The 16,597-nt window shown below is 58.8% G+C and carries 7 protein-coding genes; all 7 read right to left on the bottom strand.

From position 1 onward, the window contains the following. Positions 1–10: 10 nt before the first annotated feature. Genes addA through pcrA form a run of 7 tightly spaced genes read right to left on the bottom strand, consistent with a single transcriptional unit; the run spans position 11 to position 16,530 of the window. Entirely contained in the window at positions 11–3,775 is a 3,765-nt protein-coding gene (addA, locus tag H1B31_RS08955; protein ID WP_185980063.1) for a helicase-exonuclease AddAB subunit AddA, read from the bottom strand. Beyond that, positions 3,732–7,316 carry a PD-(D/E)XK nuclease family protein gene (locus H1B31_RS08950; protein ID WP_185980062.1) on the bottom strand — a complete coding sequence of 1,195 codons (3,585 nt, stop codon included), beginning with the start codon at positions 7,314–7,316 and terminating at the stop codon, positions 3,732–3,734. The genes addA and H1B31_RS08950 overlap by 44 nt, the downstream gene beginning before the upstream one ends. Next, entirely contained in the window at positions 7,313–10,393 is a 3,081-nt protein-coding gene (locus H1B31_RS08945; RefSeq protein WP_185980061.1) for an SbcC/MukB-like Walker B domain-containing protein, read from the bottom strand. Before H1B31_RS08945 ends, H1B31_RS08950 begins: the two co-directional genes overlap by 4 nt. After that, a complete protein-coding gene (locus H1B31_RS08940) occupies positions 10,390–11,535 on the bottom strand; it encodes an exonuclease SbcCD subunit D (protein ID WP_185980060.1) in 1,146 nt (381 codons plus the stop codon). The genes H1B31_RS08945 and H1B31_RS08940 overlap by 4 nt, the downstream gene beginning before the upstream one ends. A 45-nt stretch (positions 11,536–11,580) precedes the next feature. Continuing rightward, a complete protein-coding gene (deoC, locus tag H1B31_RS08935; RefSeq protein ID WP_185980059.1) occupies positions 11,581–12,246 on the bottom strand; it encodes a deoxyribose-phosphate aldolase in 666 nt (221 codons plus the stop codon). Continuing rightward, the gene (gene ligA, locus H1B31_RS08930) at positions 12,243–14,279 is read right to left on the bottom strand and encodes an NAD-dependent DNA ligase LigA (protein WP_185980058.1); all 2,037 of its coding nucleotides are present in this window, start codon (positions 14,277–14,279) and stop codon (positions 12,243–12,245) included. The genes deoC and ligA overlap by 4 nt, the downstream gene beginning before the upstream one ends. A 7-nt stretch (positions 14,280–14,286) precedes the next feature. Continuing rightward, positions 14,287–16,530, bottom strand: coding sequence for a DNA helicase PcrA (pcrA, locus tag H1B31_RS08925; protein ID WP_185980057.1), 2,244 nt, complete (start codon positions 16,528–16,530; stop codon positions 14,287–14,289). Positions 16,531–16,597 lie beyond the last annotated feature (67 nt).

Raw genomic sequence — 16,597 nt, 5'->3', positions numbered from 1 at the left:
CCTCCGTATCCTACATTTTTACCTCTATGCCCGTATCGAGCAGGAAGAGATAGCGTTCCTTGACCGCCTTGTGCAGGATGGTCTCCACGGCGTCGCAGTAGAGGTCGATCTGGAACTGGTAGCGCTTGCGCGCAGCGACAGCGGAAATCCTGCGATCCGTCTTGTAGTCGAGTAGGATGTAGTCGCCGTGCTCGTCCTCAAAGAGTACGTCGATGATGCCTTGCAGGAAGATCCGATCGGATGTATCTGTTGCCTCCTCATAGTAGCGCCGCGCAGGGAGCAGCCGTCCAAACGGCAGCTCGCGGTAGATCGCCTTTGCCGTGCGCATACGACGCCCCAGCGGCGAGGAGGCAAATTTCCAGATTTTGCCGACATCGATGCTTTTGCGTTCTGCTTCCGTGAGAATCCCCTTTTTCAGGAGTTCGTCGGCCTGCGCCGCAATGGCAGCGATATTCTCCACATGATCGAGATCGAGCTGCTGCATGGCTGTGTGCATTGCCGTACCGCGCTCCATCGGGGTCAGATGCTCCCGTTCCGACGCGCGTAGGAAGCGCGGCATTTCCCATTCCGGCTGCATACTTTCAGCATTGCCGACGGCGGGCAGGAATGGTGCGATCACCTCTTCCTCCACCGCCTGCTGCCGCTTTAGCTCGGTCACACTGGTCTTGGCATGGATATGCGCCGTGCCGCGCAGGTCGTATGTCCAGTCCAGCACCGCTGCAACGCGGTCGGCTGTGCCGCCGTCCGGAAGAGGCTTATCCACACGGACTGCGGAGAGGATGTCATCTGTCGCCTCCTGCGCCTCTGTCTGAGCGGCACGGACGCTCTCATCCAGAATCCTCACATGGAAGCGTGCCTGCGGGTGCGTCGGCTGACGATGTGCGATTTCCTTCTCACCCTCGAACAGCAGCGCGCCGTCGGGGTGGCGCATGAGCGCGAGCGTAATCCAGTCGAGATAGGACTTCGCTGAGAGAATGGCAGATGCAGGAAACTGCGCCTCCTGCGTCTGTGCGTATTTCAGACAGAACGCACGCAGCTGTTCCAGTGCATCCCTGCCTGTGCGCGTGATGCTGAGCGTTCCCGTCAGAATCAGCTTTTCCTGTGCGCGCGTCATAGCAACGTAGAGGATGCGCATTTCCTCCGCAATGGACTCACGCTGAATGATGTTCTTGACCTTCCTTCTTGCCATGGTATCGTATTTCTGTCGTCCTGCTGTTGTATTCTCAGAGACGCGCAGTCCGATTCCCATATGTGCGTGATAGAGGAGGTCGCCCCTCGTGTCCTGTGTGTTGAATGTGCCCGCAATATTGGCGAGGAAGACAACGGGGAACTCCAGCCCTTTGCTCCTGTGGATCGTCATGATGCGCACGACATCCTCACTCTCGCCGAGCGTTCGGGCAACGGAGAGATCCGTGCTGCGGCGTTTCAGTGCGTCGATGTAACGCAGGAAGCGGAAGAGGCCGCGCTCGTTCGTCCGTTCGAAGTCGGCGGCACGGTCGATGAGCATGCGCAGGTTCGCCTGACGCAGCGTGCCCCCGGGGAGCGTGCCGACATAGTCATAGTATCCCGTCTCACGATAAAGTGCCCAGAGCAGTTCGGGAACGCTGTGCGTCAGCGCATGACGGCGCCAGCGGCGAATGCGCTCCAATGCGTTCTCAGCCGCCTCGTCCCCCGCCGCGCCCGTGAGCATATCGTAAATGCTGCCGCTCGGCGTGCGTACGCGCAGCTCCGCCATCTTCGCCATCGTGAGCCCAATCATCGGTGAGGTGAGCACAGCGGCGAGCGGGGTGTCCTGACGCGCATTGTCGAGGACTGCGAGGAGGGAGAGGATCATGCGGATCTCGCTCGCCTCGAAGTAGCCCGCCGTATCATCCGCATAGGCGGGAATGTTCCGTGCGCGCAGTGCGTTGAGCAAAAGCCCTGCGCGCTCCTTCGCCCCGCGCAGAAGAATCACGATGTCCCTGTTGCGGAGTGGCTCCCCGTTCTGGAGGACATAGCCCTCCGATTTGAGTTCGTCGATGCGGCGTGCGATGAAGTGCGCCTCAACCTCGAATGCCTTGCGCTCCTCCTCTGCCTCCTCATCCTCAGAGGTGGAGTAATCGGCACGGAGAAGGTCGATCTCAAGCGGATCCACGAGTGATCTTCCCTGCGGTAGATCATCGAACTGCCGCCCTGGATTCAGCCGTGCAGTGTCGTCATAGGCGATCTCAACGGACTCCTCGCTCATGATTTGGGAGAATATCTCGTTGATGGGTTCAAGCACCTCGGCACGGCTGCGGAAGTTCTCGGACATGGTGACGAGCGTCCCGTCCACCCCATTCGTGCGATACTTCCGATAGGTCGCCTGAAAGAGGGCGGGATCGGCAAGGCGAAATCGGTAGATGCTCTGCTTCACATCGCCGACGATGAAACGATTCGCGTCTCGTGCAATCTGACTCAGGATGCCCTCCTGCAAGCCGTTCGTATCCTGATACTCGTCCACCATAATTGCGTCGTAATGTCTGCGCAGCTCCTCTGCAATCTCCGTTGGCATGGGGGTGGTCGGCTTCTCCTGCAGGAGCGCGGGCTGCGCGCAGAGGAGGGCAAGCGCTGTGTGTTCGAGGTCGCTGAAGTCAAGGATGCCGCGCTGCAGTTTTTCCTTTTGAAACGCCTTGTGAAATGCTGTTGTCAGTCGTACGTATTGACGGATTGACGCGTTTGCGCGGTTTTCCGTCTCACAGAGCTCATCCGCTGTTGTGGGCAGCTGTCCGATGCAGCCGTCCCACGCGGCGTGGATTTTCTCTGTCAGCTTTTTCAGACGCGCGCCGACTGCGGCATCGTAGTTCTCGACTGCCTTTCGCGGAATGTTTTTTCGCTGTTTCTTTGCTGTGGCTGCTTCGGTCAGGAATATTTCCCACGCAGCTTCATCCTCTGCGTGCAGGAAGTGAGCGAGTGAAGAACGGAGCGCTTCGTAAATCTCCCGATTGCCCTCAAGTGCGTCGAGACATTTTGCAGCTGCCGCGCGCAGGTTCGCATCCCCTGCAACGAGGAGCGCTGCTGCCTCGGCATAGTCTGCGCACAGCTGCGAGAGAGCTTGCTTCAGTTCATCCGCAAGCATGGAAAAGCCGCTGCGCGCCCAATATGGGGTATCCGCGCTCTCCTGCCCCTGTGCCCGCAGCCATGTCTCGGGTGAGGGCTGACTGAGAGAAAAGGCATGGAGGGAGAGAATGTCTCCTTGCAGCTGCTCGTCATCGCCCCTGACCCCACCATAGGCGTCAGAAAAGGCAAGAAATCCGTCCACATCGCCGTTCTCGGCACGTTGATACTCCTGTTCGAGCAGATCTTCCACGACCTTGTTTTTCAGAAGGGTGATCTCCTGCTCGCCTGCAATGCGGAAGTTCGGCGAGATGTCGGTCGCGTCAATATGCGACTGAATCAGACGCTGGCAGAAGGAGTGAAAGGTCGAAATGTCTGCTCCTGTGAGCAGGACGCGCTGGCGTTCGAGAGCGCCGATGCGCTGATGAAGGTCGGATGCGAAGCCGCCGCCCACAGCCAGTGCGGCAATCTCCTCGTTGAGCGCCGCCTCGATGCGCTCCCGCATCTCTGATGCCGCCGCCTTGGTAAAGGTGAGGACGAGGACGCGGTCTAGTGAGAGCGTACCGCTGCGTACCTGCGAGATGATGCGCTCCACGAGGACGCGCGTCTTTCCGGAGCCTGCTGCTGCCGCCACGAGGATATTCTGTCCGTGGGTTTCAATCGCCTTTTTCTGATCTGCCGTAAATGTCATCTGTGCCATCGGATTTCACCTCCCCACATACGATCTGTGCGATTTCCTCCATCGCCGCCTGCCCATTGTCTGCAATATCGCGGTAGACATCGCCCCGCCCGAGTTCCGGCTCGAACGCGCAGACGGCGCGATAGGTACAGAAGGTACAGGCATTGCGCTCGTTGAAGCGATAGGGCGCAACCTGTATATTCCCACGCAGTATCTCCTCGGCTGTCTCACATACGAGCTTTGGCAGATATGCGAGAAGCTGCTCGAACTCCTCCTGTGAGTGAATGTGCTTCTCCGAGTTCTTGGAAAAGCTGCTGTCCTTGTTGAACGATATGCAGAGATGTTCGCCCATCTTGTCAATCTGCTTCACAATCTTTTCGTCTTTGATCAGGAGGCCTGTGAGCACCATTGCAGCCGCAATTTTCTTTTGTAAACTTTCATCATCCAGACGCTTGTCGTCCGACACAACGGGATTCACCGCAGGCACATAGAGCATGCCGGCAGGGATGCTGCTGCCATCGAGCAGGGAACGGACGACGAAAAGATAGAGGAGCAGCTGCATTTTCAGCCCGTGTCGAATCTCGGGCAGAAGCAGCGATGTCCCGCCCGTCTTGTAGTCGAGGACAAGGTAGTAGTCCATGTCCCTCGTCACGTCGAATCGGTCGATCTGACCGCGCAGGGACAGGGTCATGCCGTTGGAGAGCTGGAAGTCCGCTACCTTGACCCCGTCGCTGCGGCGTCCGAAGCTGAGTTCAAATCGGTGGGGATGAAAGGAGGATTTCTTCGCCCACGAGGTGAGATGGCGGATGACCTGCTGTGCGGTGCTGCGTATCCGCTCGACTCGGTGACGGTAGCCGGCGCTGCTCATGAGGACGGCGCTCCGTATCTTCGGTATGAGACCTTGCAGCAGCGCGTCAATCTGCGCCGCGCCGCCCGCCTCTGCTACGACCCAATCATTTGCATGCTCTGTGCGTACCCACTCACCGTATCCGTGCAGAATTTCATGCAGGAGGGTTCCGAAATCGCTGCTCTGGAACTCATAGACATCGCGCTCGCGCAGACCAAGCCCGTATCGCGCAAAGTGGCGAAACGGACACTGACGGAAGGTCTCGAGTCTGGTCGTACTGCCGCTGATCCGCCCATTGCGCGCGTACAGCTCCGCTGCGATAGAAGCAGAAAGAGCCTCCTCGCGCGGCGCGGCAAACAGACCGCGTACCATTAGGCGAAGGAGTGGGTGCATGGCGTGATCGCTGCGCATCCAATTGTAGACATCCTGCCACAGAGGGCGCATTTCCCCCAGCTCCTTCTGCCCCAGCAATGCACCTGAAAGCGATGAAAGCATCGGATGCGGCGCAGACAGGACGAGATCATCCTGCCGCTGTACCATTGCAAGCGGTATCGAGAGCACCTCCGGGGCTATCATACGCAGACGTGCCACGAGCGGCGACGGTGCAAGCGCAGTGCCGTCGACAGAGGAGAGCGCATAGGAGACCAACAGGTATTCACGCGCCTCCGTGAAGCCGCGATAGAGCTGATAGGGTTCGAGAAACGTCTGCTCCTGTGTGCCGCCGAAGATCATATACGGCGTATCGGAGAGCGATTCACGTATGGAAAGGCGGTCTGCGTCCGACAATACACCCTGCGGCGCTGCGGCGCGCGGCATGATGCCCGCATTGGCACCCACGATGTAGACGGCGCGGATGCCTGCGAGGCTGTTCTGATCGAAGGAGGCAAGCGTCACATGATCGAGCCCCGGGGGAATCAATGCGATTTCAAGCGCATCCAGACCGTCTCCCAGCAGCTCCTCGAAGTCGCGGGCGGAGATCTCCTGCTCACCGCTGACCTCGACAAGCTGCTCGAAGAGCGTCATGCAGGAAGCCCAGATCTGACGATGCGCCGCCGCATCCGCGAGACGCCCCTCCGCATCTGCCGCTGTCCGCCACGCATCGAGCGTCTGCTGCACCCCCAGCTGATCGAGGAAGTCGTAGAGGGCGCGCGTGCGCTCATATGCCGTGCTCTGCTCGCTCGAAAGATGCTGCGTCAGGATGGAGAGCGGTGCGGCGATGCGTCTGCGCATCGCGTCGAGGGCGATCTCCTCGGCAATGCGTAGGGCGTTCTGCTCCGTTCCCATCTCCTCGTCAGGGATTGCGTGGCGGACGAAGTTCCACTCATCCGTCATCGTCCACTGACGCTCGGTGCGGATGCCAAATGCAATGCAGTAGTTCTCGAGCCGATCCACAGCCTCCTGCCAGTCGCCGCAGTTAAAGCGCGCGTCTTCTTCCTCCGCCGCGTCCGCTGTGACGGGGAAGAATCCCGTCCGCAGCGCACGGAATACGCTGTCATAGCCCCAGCCGCGCCACGCTGTCTGTGCTGCAGCACGCAGGAGTTCGGCGAGCGGGTGATGCGTACTGGGACGTTTTGCGTCCAGATAGCATGGAATCTCGCAGTCCGTCAATGCCTGCGTCAGGAGTTCGCCGTAGGTATCTATATCGCGCACGAGTACGGCAATCTCGCGATAGCGGTACTGCTTTTCTCGTGCGAGACGGAGGATGTCCGCCGCCACGGATTCCGCTTCGAGGCGCGGATTCGCCGCCTCCACGAGTCTCAGTGCATCGTCTGTGACAGGGGCAAGGTGCTCGTGACCGAACAGCTTCGCCTCGACCATTCTGAGCGCGTCGCTCTGCGCGCGGTGTTGTTCCTGCATCAGTCGGATGGTGAGAGCAGCGGACGGATCGAGCTCCCTGAGAGTATCCGTCAGCGCGTTCATGGTCTGATAGCTTCGTGCAAATAGCCCCGTGTCCAATGTATTTTCGGGTAAATTCGTACGCACGCGATCACCCTCACGCCGTCCGCCCATCGTCAGGCTGACGTGAATCATGTCTGCTGTCTGAAAGAGCGCACGAAAGACAGCCAGCTCCTGCGGATTGAAAAAATCGAATCCGTCGACCCAGATTTCAGCGCCGCGTAGAAAGGACGCATCCGCAAGCTGCTGTGCAAGGCGCTCCATCCGATCTGTCTGATCGGTCAGCCGCCCCTCCATGCGCGCGGACAGTTCGTCCATGATGAGCGCAAGTTCCTTTAGTTTCTGAGGCAGCCGCCCCGCGCTGTCTTCGCTCTGATCGGCAGTATCGCGCAGAATCTCGGGGCTCAGGCGGTAGCGTCTGAGCTCGGCGATGGTACGCCCCAATGTCTCTGTAAAGCCGCGCTTGGTAATGGAGCGCGCAAAGACGGAGAACTCCTCCCGGTGCTTCAGCAGGATGTCCTTGAGCAGGATGCGGCGCCCGATCTCGCTGATGCGCGGCAGATGCGCACCGCCGGTCTCAAGGAGCACCTGTCGTGCAAGGCGGCGAAAGCCGAACACATACGTCTGCAAAAAGCCCGCACTGTCCGTCAGCGTCTCTGCCAGAGCGCGCTCCGCGGCATAGGTCATATGCTCCGGCACGAGGAGGATGCGCTGTCTGCCGAGTGGCTCACGCATCAGAGCCTCCGTCATCGCAGCAAGACAGGCATGTGTCTTGCCCGTGCCCACGCGCCCGATGATGAACTCCAGTCCTGCCGTCATAATGCCTCCGCTCCGCCCTGTGTAAAGCGCGCCCTGCTGCCGCTCGCCGTGCGCGTGACCTCGAGATGCACGGGAATGCGCGCGCGCAGCTCCTCGACGTGCGAGATAATTGCAACGAGCCGCCCCCCCTCCTGCTGCACCTCGAGCAGGGCGCGGATGGCGACGTCGAGTGTCTCGCTGTCGAGCGAGCCGAAGCCCTCGTCGATGAAGATCATATCGAGGTGCATCCCGCCCGCGTAGTGCTGAACGACATCCGAGAGCCCGAGCGCAAGCGCCAAAGATGCGAGAAAGGTCTCGCCGCCGGACAGCGTGCGTGAGACGCGCGGAAGCCCCGTGTACTCATCGAATACATCGATCTCAAGCCCCCACCATTTATTCCTGTGACCGCCCTCGCCGTGTACGAGACGATAGCGGCCGCGGCTCATGACGACGAGGCGTGCGTTTGCTGCCTCGATGACATCGCTCAGAATCGAACGCAGGACGTAGGTCTGAAAATGTACCTGATAGGGCGCTTTTGCCGCCGCCACATTCGCAAGTCTGCCAATGACACGATAGCGCTCTGCACGCGCCGCCCCCGCTCGCTCGAGCGCATCGATCTCGTTCATCATACGAGTGAGCGCGTCCCGCCGCTCCGTGCGGATGCCCTGCTCCCTCGCCTGATCGCGTACCGCCTGATCGGCGGCGGTTTCCGCCGCCATGAGCGCAGCCATATCGGGAGGAGTCAGCCCCTCTGCGGCTTTTTTTGCCGTATTCAGCAGCTCTGCTGCGGTCTTGTAGTCGGTCTCATAGGCGTTGATCCTCTTCTGTACCTTCTCCAAATGCTTGCTGTCCGCCCAGTTGCCCGCAATTGCCGCATGATATTCCTCCTCGGAGGAGAATCCCGCCTGTGCACGCGCAGCGTCATATTCGCTCTGCGCCGTCTGTGCCGTCTGTATCGACTCTGTGTGGGCACGCTGTGCGGCAGTATGTGCGCTCTCCGCACCTGCACGGGCGGCAGCGGACTCCTTCTCCTTTTCCCGCGCGGTATCGTATGCACGCTTTTGCTGCGCGACCTCCGCAGTCAGCCGCTGAATTTCGGGGGCGATCTTCGCGTAGTCACGATATTCCTCGGGCAGCTCTGCCTCAAGCGCCGCCCGCTCTCCCTCGCGTGTACGCAGAAGGTCGCGATGCTGCTGTGCGTCGGCATTCTGCTTCTCCTGCTCCACGCGTAGGGCTTCAAGCCGTGCCTGCTGCGCGGCGCGCTGCGTCGTCCGCTCCGTATGCTCCTTTTCGGCGTGCCTTAACTGCGCATCGTGCTGCTCTGTCCGCTGTGCCATTCCCTCAATTGTATCAGAACCCAGAAGATCATCCAGAAGTTCCTGCTCCTGTGTGCGGCTCTGATTTGCGCGTGCATACTTCTCTTTTGCCTCTTCCAACTTCCGTGCGGCATTCTGTGCGTTCTGTTCGGCAGCGTCCACAGCCTTTGCACAGGACTCCACCTCCTGCTCGGAGGGGATGTCCTCCGCGTGCATCGCAGGGCTGGGATGCGACAGTGCGCCGCAGACAGGACATGGTGCGCCGTCCGCAAGCGTCTCGGCAAGGCGCGCTGCACTGCCGAGATCATAGAGCGTCTGCATCTGCCGCAGCTTTGTCTTGGCTTCTGCCAGCTGCTCCGATTCGTCCTTCACAGTCTGCTGCGCCGTTTCCTGCTGCGTATGCAGTTCCGATTCTTGTGCAGTCATCGCAGTGATGCGGGCTGCGGCGCTCTGACAGCGTTTCAGGCGATCCTGTTCGTGCTGAAGCGCCTCCTTGCCTGCCAATATCTTTTCAAGGGCGGCAATCCGCTCCTCATTCTCCTTGCATTCGGATGTCAGCTTCTCAATGGCATCTGCAGCCGTCTTTTTTTTCGCTTCGAGTTCATCTGCATACGCGCGCAGCTTCTCTGCCGATGCGCGGCAGTCCAGAAGTTTTTGTGCACGCTCCGCATTGTTCGAGAGCAGCTGAATGCGCTCCGTTTTTTTCGTGCGCTCCGGCTCGGCTTCCTCTGCTGCTGTCAACGCCTCCTTTGCCGTGTGGAGCGCCGTCTGTGCCGCAGTCAGACGCAGGGCGGCGTCCTTCAGCTCCCCCGCTCTCGTCTTCTCCTGCTCCGCTGCCTGCACGGCTGCGTGCTCCTTGTAGATGACGGGCTGCGCACGCTGCGCGCGTTCCAGAAGTATGCGAAAATCCGCGACTGATTTTTCCTGTGCCTGCTTTTCCTCAAATCGTTTCTGTGCATTGGCAAGTTCCTGCAGTTTTTGCTGTGCCGCCATCCCCGCCTCACGTGCGCGGCGCGCCTCGCGCTGCTTCTCCTCCAACGCCTTGATCTCTGCAGCATGGCTGTCAATCACCACACTCAGTTCGGCGACGCGCGTACGCAGCTCATCGAGGCTGCCGAGATTCTCCCCGTGCAGCATCTGATCGATGCGCGCACGCTCCTCATCTGCCGCGCGCTCAAGCTGCAGAGACTCCTGCAGCAGAGCATCCTCGATGCGTTGATAACGCTCCGTGCGAAAGATGCGCTGCATAATGGCGCTGCGATCCTTGACTTCGGCAAGCAGGAAGCGCTGAAACTGCCCCTGCGGGAGAAGGACGACCTGGCGGAATTGATCGGCGTCAAAGCCGATGAGCTGACCGATTCGTTTCGATACCTCGGTCACGTTCGAATCGAGCAGAATATCATCGCCGTCCTCTCCCTCATTCGGGAGTTGGTAGAGCTGACCTGTCGGCGGACGGCGCGTCATCTTCCCGCGTGACATGCGCTCGTATGTCGGTGAGCGCAGGACGCGATAGCGGCGGCGTCCGAGCGCAAAGACGTACTCCACCTCTGTTGTCCGCTCCGGTGGAGCAGTGGCAGATCGCAGTGTTGTTCCCTCTCGGACATTACCGCTGGATTCTCCGTACAATGCAAATACAATAGCGTCAAGAATCGTGGTCTTTCCTGCTCCCGTCGCTCCATGAATGAGTACAAACGGAGCGTCTGCAAGCGCAGATTCAAAATCCAGCACCTGTTCCTCGACATAGGAGCCGAATGCCTGCAAGCGTAGTTTCAGCGGTCTCATTCTGCACGCGCCCCCTGTTCCAGCGAATCAATCACACGAACGAGTTCCCTCCGCTCAGCTTCTGTCAGCTCGTCTGAGGTCACCTCGGCAAAGAAGTCGGAGAAGAGGTGGAGATCGGATTTGCCGCGCTCATAGCTGCGCTCCGTGGAGGAAAGGCGATTGACGTTGATGTTCGGGCGCGTGATGGTAAAGAGATTCGGATAGATCCTGCGCAGCTTCTCGTGTGCAGCGAGTACGGCATCCGTGTCGAGGAGCTCCACGCAGATGTAGTCATCATGCGAAAGCGGATCGAAGTCCTCGCGCATGAGTTCATCCATCAGCCCGCTGACAATGCGTACATCGTGACGCGGCGTCAGCGGATAGAACATATGGGACGCCATTCCCTCGGCACCTAACTCGACGAATTCGGCGCCCTTTTTCTGGCGGGCTTCATCAAAGGAGTATTTCAGCAGAGAGCCGGAGTATCGTACATTCTCCGCGCCTGCCCGCTGAGGTGCATGCAGATGTCCGAGTGCCGCATACGAATACGCAGAGAAGTTCTCTGCGCTCACCTGATCGCTCCCGCCGACGGAGAGCGCGTGCTCCGATTCCGAAACTTGCCCACCGATGACAAAGGCGTGCGCCACTGCCACACTGCGTGCCGAGGGTGGAATCTGCGCGCGTGCCGCCGCGATCTGTACGGCGAGCGCCGTGTCAAACGAAAGCGCCTCCTCCACGGAGAATGCCGCGCGCACATGGGGCGGATCTCCATAGGGAATGAGCGAGAAATACACAGGGCCGAATTCATCCGAGAGAACGACGGGAGCCTCATCGGCACGCACAGTCCCCGCAGGATAGATGCCGGACGCACGAAGAAGCTGTGCGCCAAAATGAAGACGCACAGCGCTGTCGTGATTCCCTGCGATGAAGAGCACCTTGACCCCTTGCTCTGCCAGCCGCGTCAATATGTTGTTGAAGAGTTCGACTGCCTCGGGCGGCGGAATGGCACGGTCATAGACATCCCCTGCAATGACGAGCGCATCAGGACGCACATCTCTGCACAATGCGAGCAGTTCCTCCAGCACATATGCCTGGTCCTCCGTCATATGCCGCTGCCCGAAGAGTTTTCCCAAATGCCAGTCTGCCGTATGGATGAACCGCATTTCATTCCCTCATCTCTGCTTATGAAATTGCTGATAGGTGCTTCCCTATGAATTTGCTTCCTCGGCAAGGATCTTTGGAACGGAAGAGCTGCCAATGCCGAGACGCTCGACACCCATCTCCAAGAATGCCTTTGCCGTTGCATAGTCCCGAATGCCGCCGGATGCCTTGACCTTGCACCGCCCATGTGCTGTGTCCAGCATGATCTGCAGCTGCTCCTCCGTTGCTCCCGTACCGAAGAAGCCCGTCGCCGTCTTAACAAAATCCGCACCCGCAGCAATGCTGACTTCTGTTGCGCGTGCAATCTCCTCCGCTGTCAGCTGACTTGCCTCGAAGATCACCTTCACAATAACATTCCGTGCATGCGCCGCATTAACAACGGCGCGTATTTCCTCCTCGACCTCTTCCCACTGTCCGGAACGTGCGAGACCGTAGTTCATCACCATGTCCAGTTCCTCGGCGCCGTACTCCATATAGTAGCGTGCCTCGATCTCCTTGACTGCGGCGGGCGCTTTCCCATGCGGGAAGTCCAGCACCGTGCAGACGTGCGTATCTGTATTCCGACAAAGACGGACAGCGAGAGGGATATCCGAGGGCTGTACACAGACCGAACGGCATTCCAGCCGCACTGCTTCCTCGATTGCCGCACGCACCTCATCGCTTGTCATGGAGGGATTCAGAGGAGAAGAATCAATATATCTGCTGAGTTTCATATGATGTCCTTTCCATCCGCGCCGATCATCCCTCTGAGCATTGCCTCATCCAATACGGGAATGCCGAGATCTTCCGCCTTTTGGAGTTTACTTCCTGCGGCTTCCCCCGCGACAAGATAATCGGTCTTTTTCGATACCGATCCTTTCACGACGCCTCCGTGTGCAGTAATCAGCGCCGCGCATTCCTCGCGCGAGAGCGTTGGCAGCGTTCCCGTAATGACAAAACTCTTTCCCGCAAGCGCCGTCCCTGCGCGCACAATGGGGGCACTCTCAAAGTTCACGCCAGCAGCGCGGAATTTGTCGAGCAACGCTTTTCCCGATTCCGATGCGAAGAATTCCGTGAGCTTCTGCACACTGATCTCGCCCATATCGGGTACATCGAGGATGCGCTCCGGCCCTGTGATTGCGATCTCCTGCAGGGCGTCAATGGAGGGAAATGCCTGCATGAGAGAGATTGCCGCCGCACGCCCGATGCCGGAGATCCCCAGTCCCGTGAGTAGGCGGTCGGGTGTATTCGCCTTGCTCGCCTCGATTGCGGCAAGACGATTGTCCACGCTCTTTTCACGGCCGATGATGCCGGACGCAATCAGTTCCTCGCGATGTAAATGCAGAGCATATATATCCGCAATGTCATGCAGATAACCCTCGTGCGTCAGTCCAATAACAGCAGACTCCCCAAAGCCCTTGATGTCCATTGCATTGCGGCTGACGAAGTTCAGGATGTGATTCTCCACCTGTGCAGGGCAGGCGGGATTCTGACATTTGATGTCCGCCGTATCAGACTCGCGGACGGCATGGGAATGACAGACGGGACAGCGGTCGCCGATCAGATACGGCTCCGCTGTCTGCGGGCGTTTCTCTTTGATGACCGCCTTGACGCGCGGGATGATTTCACCCGACTTATAGACGAGGATTGTGTCGCCAATCCGTATGTCCAGACTGTCGATATAGTCCTGATTGTGCAGGGTTGCGCGCTCGACGCGTGTACCGCAGAGCTGCACGGGGTCGAATACCGCCGTCGGCGTAATGCGCCCCGTGCGTCCCACGGACAGCTCAATCGCACGCAGAACGGTCTCCTTTTCCTCGGGCGGATACTTGTAGGCAATCGCCCAACGCGGCGCCTTTGCCGTTGCTCCCAGCTCCGTGCGCTCTGCAAAATCGTTGACCTTGACAACAGCACCATCGATGTCATAGGGAAGATCTCCGCGCCGTACACCGATCTCCGTGATTGCGTTCCAGACTTCGTCCGCTGTATGACAGACACGATAGTTTGAAATAATCTTGATCCCCTGCGCGCGCATGAAGTCGTATGCCTCTGTATGCGAGGAGAATGTGCGCCCCTCTGCACGCTGCAAATTGAAGACGAACATCGAGAGTCTGCGCTCGCGCGTTACGCGTGCGTCCAGCTGACGCAGCGTTCCTGCCGCACAGTTGCGCGGATTCGCAAACGGTTTCAGCCCGAGGAGTTCCTGCCGCTCGTTGACCTCGGCAAATGCCGCGCGTTCCATATAGACCTCGCCGCGCACCTCGAAGTATGGGATATGTTCATGTAGTTGCTCGACAACATCACTGATTGCACGTGCATTCAGCGTGACATCCTCGCCCTGCACCGTTCCGTCGCCGCGCGTGATGGCACGCGCAAGCGCACCGTTTTCATAGCGGAGTGCGAGGGAGAGTCCGTCAATCTTTTCCTCGACAACGAATTCCGCTGTCGGAAAATGCGACAGAATGCCAGCGACAAAGGAGCGTATTTCCTCTTCACTAAATACATCCTGCAGAGAAAGCATGGGGACATCATGGCGAACGAGTACGCCGACCTCGCGCTGTGCACTGCCGCCCACCTTCTGGGTCGGCGAATTCTTCGTGATGAGTTCCGGATACTCCGCCTCGATTGCTTTCAGACGCTGCATGAGCATATCGAAGTCATAGTCGGAAATATCCGATGCATTTGCGTCATAATACTGCTTAGAATATTTTCGGATCTTCTTCCGCAGCTCTGCGAGCTCGCTCTTGATATCCACGATGTCGCTCATATCTTCCTCACAGCTTCAAAATCGGTGCATACTTCTGTATGAATTTCTTGATTCCTTCGCCCGGGAACGCAATCGTCAGCTCTGCGTCCTCGCCCGAGCCGCTGATTGCAACAACGTGCCCGTCTCCCCATTTGCTGTGGCGTACGGCGTCACCTGCCGCAAATTTCGCCTCTGTGTCGGGGCGGATGACACTCCCGTCCTCTGCTGTATGCTGCGGCGGCGGGGGCAGATAGGAGCGCCGACCACCGCCGGAGCCGCGTCCCCATACATCGGAACGCCCGTGTGAACTCCCCGCATCCGCAAAGAAATCCGCCGTCTTATGCTCCACAAGCTCCTCGGGAATCTCCGCGAGGAAGCGCGAGGGGCGCGACATTTCCGTCCGCCCGTAGATTGTGCGCTGACGCGCGTATGTGAGATAGAGACGGCGCTCGGCGCGTGTAATGCCGACGTAGCAGGTGCGCCGCTCCTCCTCGATCTCCGTATCGTCAAGCAGGGTGCGTGAATGTGGGAAGAGCCCCTCCTCCATGCCCGCCATGAAGACGGTCGGGAATTCCAGTCCCTTTGCCGCATGGAAGGTCATGAGAGTTACGCTGCCCTCCGACTGCTCCGTCTCATCCACGTCGGAGATGAGCGAGATCTGTGCGAGGAAATCCTCCAGCCCGTTCTCTCCCTCTTCCGCGCCGTCTTCGAAATTCTTTGCCACGCTGATAAACTCACGCAGATTCTCGAGACGGTCGCGATTGTCCTCCTTCGGATCGTCCTCGAGTGCGGCGGAATAGCCCGACTCCTCAATGATGTCCTCGACAATTTCGTGCAATGGCCGCGTGCCGAGCTGTCCCATGTAGGTAAAGACGAGGGCGGAGAAATCCTCAAGCTCGAATTTTACCTTTGCAGAGAGCTTTGGAATCGTGCTGAGGAGCTGCTCGTCCGTGATAAGTTCAAAGAGGGAGATACGGTATTCCGCCGCCTTCTCGATCATGCGCCCAAGGGTTGTCTGACCGAGTCCACGCTTCGGCACGTTGATGATGCGCAGGAGGCTCAACGTATCGCGTGGATTGTAGATCACGCGCAGATAGGCAATGATGTCCTTGATCTCGCGGCGGTCATAGAAGCGCACCGCGCCGACCATGGAATACGGAATGCCCGTTGCGTAGAACGCTTCCTCGATGTTGCGGGACTGTGCGTTCGTACGATAGAGAATGGCAATATCGCCATATTTCGCGTTGAACATCGTGTGCAGACGCTCCACTTCGCGCACGATGAAGGCAGCCTCGTTCTTCTCCGTCCCGCCCTCATAGACGGTGATGGGATCACCCGTAGGATTGTCCGTCCAGAGCTCCTTCTTCTTGCGCGTCAGATTGTTCTCAATCACGGCATTCGCCGCTGCGAGGATGTTCTTAGTCGAGCGGTAGTTCTGCTCGAGCAGGATCACCGTCGCTTCGGGATAGTCGCGCTCGAAGTTCAGAATGTTCCTCATGTCCGCACCGCGCCAGCCGTAGATCGACTGATCCGCATCACCCACAACGCAGATATTGCGGTGTCCCTCGGCAAGCAGCTTCGTAATCGCATACTGTGCGCCGTTTGTGTCCTGGTACTCGTCCACGAGGATGTAGTGAAATTTCTTCTGGTACTTTTCACGTACCCCAGCGTTATTTGTGAGCAGCTCCACCGTCAGCATGAGCAGATCGTCGAAATCCAGTGCATTGTTTGCGCGCAGCTTCGACTGGTAGAGCTCGTAGATCTTTGCCACCTGCTCCGCAAAGAAATCCGTCGCCTGTGCCGTGAATGCCTTGACATCGAGCAGGCGGTTCTTCGCATCCGAAATATGAGACTGGACGGCGCCCGGTGCCGTATGCTTCTCGTCGATATTCAATTCCTTCAGGCATTCGCGGATCAGCGCCTTTGAGTCCGAGGCATCATAGATGACAAAGTTCTTCGCATAGGTGCCGAGCTGCTCGATCTCCATGCGTAGGAAACGGGCACAGAAGGAGTGGAACGTGCTCAGCCAGACATCGTGCGCAGCATCCCCGATCAGCGTGTCCACACGGTCGCGCATTTCGCGCGCCGCCTTGTTCGTGAAGGTGATGGCAAGAATGCGGTACGGCGGAACCCCCTGCTCCAAGAGGTTTGCAATGCGGAAGGTCAGTACACGCGTCTTGCCGGAGCCGGCGCCCGCCACGATGAGGAGAGGTCCCTCAAGGCAGGCAACGGCCTTTTGCTGTGGCTCGTTCAGCCCCTGAAATAGATCCATGGAAACTCCTTTGTCTCAAATAAGAAAGGCGGGGCCGCCACATCTGGCCAACTCCGCCCCTGCCGTC

The sequence above is a fragment of the Selenomonas timonae genome (assembly GCF_014250475.1).
Taxonomy (GTDB): domain Bacteria; phylum Bacillota; class Negativicutes; order Selenomonadales; family Selenomonadaceae; genus Centipeda; species Centipeda timonae.
Note: the sequence above shows the minus strand (reverse complement) of the source record. Positions and strands in the feature narration are given on the sequence as shown.

Bases quoted from the DNA above. Each gene is read 5' to 3' on its own strand.
- pcrA (WP_185980057.1), bottom strand. From the start codon at position 16,530: ATGGATCTATTTCAGGGGCTGAACGAGCCACAGCAAAAGGCCGTTGCC.
- H1B31_RS08940 (WP_185980060.1), bottom strand. From the start codon at position 11,535: ATGCGGTTCATCCATACGGCAGACTGGCATTTGGGAAAACTCTTCGGG.
- deoC (WP_185980059.1), bottom strand. From the start codon at position 12,246: ATGAAACTCAGCAGATATATTGATTCTTCTCCTCTGAATCCCTCCATG.
- addA (WP_185980063.1), bottom strand. From the start codon at position 3,775: ATGGCACAGATGACATTTACGGCAGATCAGAAAAAGGCGATTGAAACC.
- H1B31_RS08950 (WP_185980062.1), bottom strand. From the start codon at position 7,316: ATGACGGCAGGACTGGAGTTCATCATCGGGCGCGTGGGCACGGGCAAG.
- ligA (WP_185980058.1), bottom strand. From the start codon at position 14,279: ATGAGCGACATCGTGGATATCAAGAGCGAGCTCGCAGAGCTGCGGAAG.
- H1B31_RS08945 (WP_185980061.1), bottom strand. From the start codon at position 10,393: ATGAGACCGCTGAAACTACGCTTGCAGGCATTCGGCTCCTATGTCGAG.